Annotated in this window: 3 protein-coding genes; 1 reads left to right on the top strand and 2 read right to left on the bottom strand. The window is 45.2% G+C overall.

Going from position 1 to position 2,874, the window contains the following annotated elements; translation table 11 throughout:
* Positions 1 to 85 precede the first annotated feature (85 nt).
* Positions 86 to 1,402, bottom strand: coding sequence for an adenylosuccinate synthase (locus AB4653_RS15020; protein WP_009847885.1), 1,317 nt, complete (start codon positions 1,400 to 1,402; stop codon positions 86 to 88).
* A gap of 171 nt (positions 1,403 to 1,573) precedes the next feature.
* On the opposite strand from AB4653_RS15020, the gene AB4653_RS15025 reads away from it, so the two are divergent.
* Positions 1,574 to 1,762, top strand: a complete 189-nt coding sequence (locus AB4653_RS15025) for a DUF2065 domain-containing protein (protein ID WP_009847884.1) — start codon at positions 1,574 to 1,576, stop codon at positions 1,760 to 1,762.
* Between the two features lie 153 nt (positions 1,763 to 1,915).
* Here the strand turns inward: AB4653_RS15025 and hflC are convergent.
* On the bottom strand, positions 1,916 to 2,874 hold a 959-nt coding region (gene hflC / locus AB4653_RS15030), incomplete at its 5' end, for a protease modulator HflC (protein ID WP_372104617.1).

Below are 2,874 nucleotides of genomic sequence, written 5' to 3' on the forward strand. Positions count from 1 at the left end.
GTCGGCTTTTAGAAAACTATTTCATTATCAAAGTACTTTAATTACCTCAGTACGCTTCGTGCTGTGGTAATCACTCAACTGGGCATTATGCGCCGTATGGGTGAACCTTGATGATAGTTTCGTTACGATCTGGGCCAGTTGATACGATATCAATTGGAACGCCAGTTAGGTCTTCGATACGCTTGATGTAATCTAGAGCAGCTTGTGGAAGCGCGTCGATAGATTTAGCACCAAATGTGTTTTCAGACCAACCAGGCATTGTTTCGTAGATTGGCGTCGCTTCTTCGAATGACTCAGCAGCCATTGGAGAAACTTCTAGGATAGAACCATCTTTCATCTTGTAACCAGTACAGATTTTTAGTTCTTCTAGGCCATCTAGAACGTCTAGTTTAGTTAGACACATACCAGATAGAGAGTTGATTTGGATTGCACGACGCATAGCAACAGCATCGAACCAACCTGTACGACGTAGACGACCAGTAGTTGCGCCAAACTCGTGACCAACATCGCCTAGGTGCTTACCGACTGGGTCTTGCTTCTCAAGGCCATCGTATAGCTCAGTTGGGAATGGACCTGAACCAACACGAGTACAGTAAGCCTTAGTAATACCAAGGATGTAACCGATGTGACGAGGACCGAAACCAGAACCTGCAGCAACACCACCAGCAGTCGTGTTAGAAGACGTTACGTATGGGTAAGTACCGTGGTCGATATCTAGTAGCGTACCTTGAGCACCTTCAAACATGATCTTGTCGCCGCGCTTACGTGCTGCGTCTAGTTCGTCAGTTACGTCGATAACCATCGCAGTTAACATGTCTGCGTAGCTCATCGCTTGCTCAAGTACTTCTTCGTAGCTTACTGTTTCAGCTTTGTAGAAGTGCTCTAGTTGGAAGTTGTGGAATTCCATAACTTCTTTTAGCTTCTCAGCAAATGCTTCTTTATCGAAAAGGTCGCCAACGCGTAGACCGCGACGAGCAACTTTATCTTCGTAAGCAGGACCGATACCACGACCTGTTGTACCGATAGCTTTAGCGCCACGAGCGATTTCACGCGCGTTGTCGATAGCAATATGGTACGGAAGAATTAGAGGACAAGCTTCAGAGATGAAAAGACGCTCACGCACTGGGATACCGCGTTCTTCAAGAGGCTTCATCTCTTTAAGAAGTGCGTCAGGCGATAATACAACACCGTTACCAATAACACATTTAACGTTATTGCGTAGGATGCCTGATGGAATTAAGTGAAGAACGGTTTTTTCACCGTCAATTACAAGTGTGTGACCTGCATTGTGACCGCCTTGGTAGCGAACCACGTATTTTGCATCTTCAGTTAAAAGGTCAACGATTTTACCTTTACCTTCATCACCCCATTGGGTGCCTAGAACGACTACGTTATTTCCCATCTTTCCAATTTCTGTTGCTAATTAAAAATGGATTCTAGCACTGAATCACACTTCTTGCAGTCACTTTTTGTTCATAAACGTTAACGCTGTACAAAAATAAACCAGAGATAACTGAGGGCGAATGTGTAAAGATGCTGATATCATTGCATTTTATAGACAAAAGGCAGAACCATGTCTCAATCAATTTGGCTCGCTATTGGGCTCGTTCTTATCGCTGAAGGGCTCGGCCCCTTGATTGCACCTAATGGCTGGAGAAACATGGTCGCGCAACTGAGCGAGCAACCAGACACCCAACTGCGCCGTATTGGCGGTTGTCTTGTGGTGGCTGGTGCCGTTATCGCTTTCATGACCTACCGCTAGGTTTTCTCAAAGTACGGAGCTGTCACTACGACTTCCCTCGAAGATTCAATGGTCAACCTGCAGTCTTCAACGAATAGAAAACAAAAAGGCTCCCATTATGGGAGCCTTTTGATTTTTAGGTACTTCGCTAATTTAATGAATTAACGAATCAGCTTATTTTGCTGGAGCACCGCTTGCTTGATTCATGTATTGGAAGAAGTCAGTCTTCGGATCCAGTACTAGAATGTCGCTCTTATCGCTAAATGATGTCTCATAAGCTTGCAGTGAACGCATGAAGCCATAGAACTCAGGGTCTTTGCTAAATGCATCAGAGTAGATCTTCGCTGCTTCTGCATCAGCATCACCACGAGTCACTCGAGCAGTACGGTCAGCTTCAGCAAGAACAGTCGCGACTTCTAGCTCAGCTTGAGCACGGATAACTTCTGCTTTCTCACGACCTTGTGAACGGTGTCTACGAGCAACCGACTCACGTTCTGCACGCATACGGCGGTAGATAGATTCACTGATTTCGTCAGGAAGGTTAATCTTCTTCATTCGGAAATCAACAACTTCAACACCTAAATCAGCCATCGCACTTTCTGCCGTTCCAGACAAAACGTTTTCCATGATCTTATCGCGTTCGCCATCAACTTCTAGTGCTTCTGCAGCCGCTACCGTTGTGACAACTTCGCTATCAGCAGAGTCTGGCAGGATGTCCTTATTACGAGGGCCTGACACGATCTGCTTAATTTCACGAGAACCAATTTCAGAACGAAGAACATCTGTCACTTTACGCTCAAGAAGTGCTTCTGCCGTCATGATATTGCCGCCGCCGGTACTCAGATAAAAACGTCCAAAATCAGCAATACGCCATTTTGCGTAAGTATCAATTAGAACGTCTTTTTTCTCTGATGTTACGAAACGGTCAGAACGACCATCCATCGTTTGAATACGAGCATCAAGTACTTTTACGCGATCAAACATCGGCAGTTTAAAGTGCAAGCCTGGTTCATAGATTCGTGATACGCCGTTGTCATCGAGAACTCGACCAAAACGAATTACCATGCCACGTTCGCCTTCTTGAATCACAAATAGTGACATCAATAGAAGGGCAATCGTCACAACTAATACAG

Origin of the sequence: Vibrio sp. 10N.222.48.A3 (assembly GCF_041475345.1) — a bacterium.
Lineage (GTDB): Bacteria > Pseudomonadota > Gammaproteobacteria > Enterobacterales > Vibrionaceae > Vibrio > Vibrio tasmaniensis_A.

Excerpts from the sequence above, each read along its gene's own strand:
- AB4653_RS15020 (WP_009847885.1), bottom strand. The coding sequence starts at position 1,402 with ATGGGAAATAACGTAGTCGTTCTAGGCACCCAATGGGGTGATGAAGGT.
- AB4653_RS15025 (WP_009847884.1), top strand. The coding sequence starts at position 1,574 with ATGTCTCAATCAATTTGGCTCGCTATTGGGCTCGTTCTTATCGCTGAA.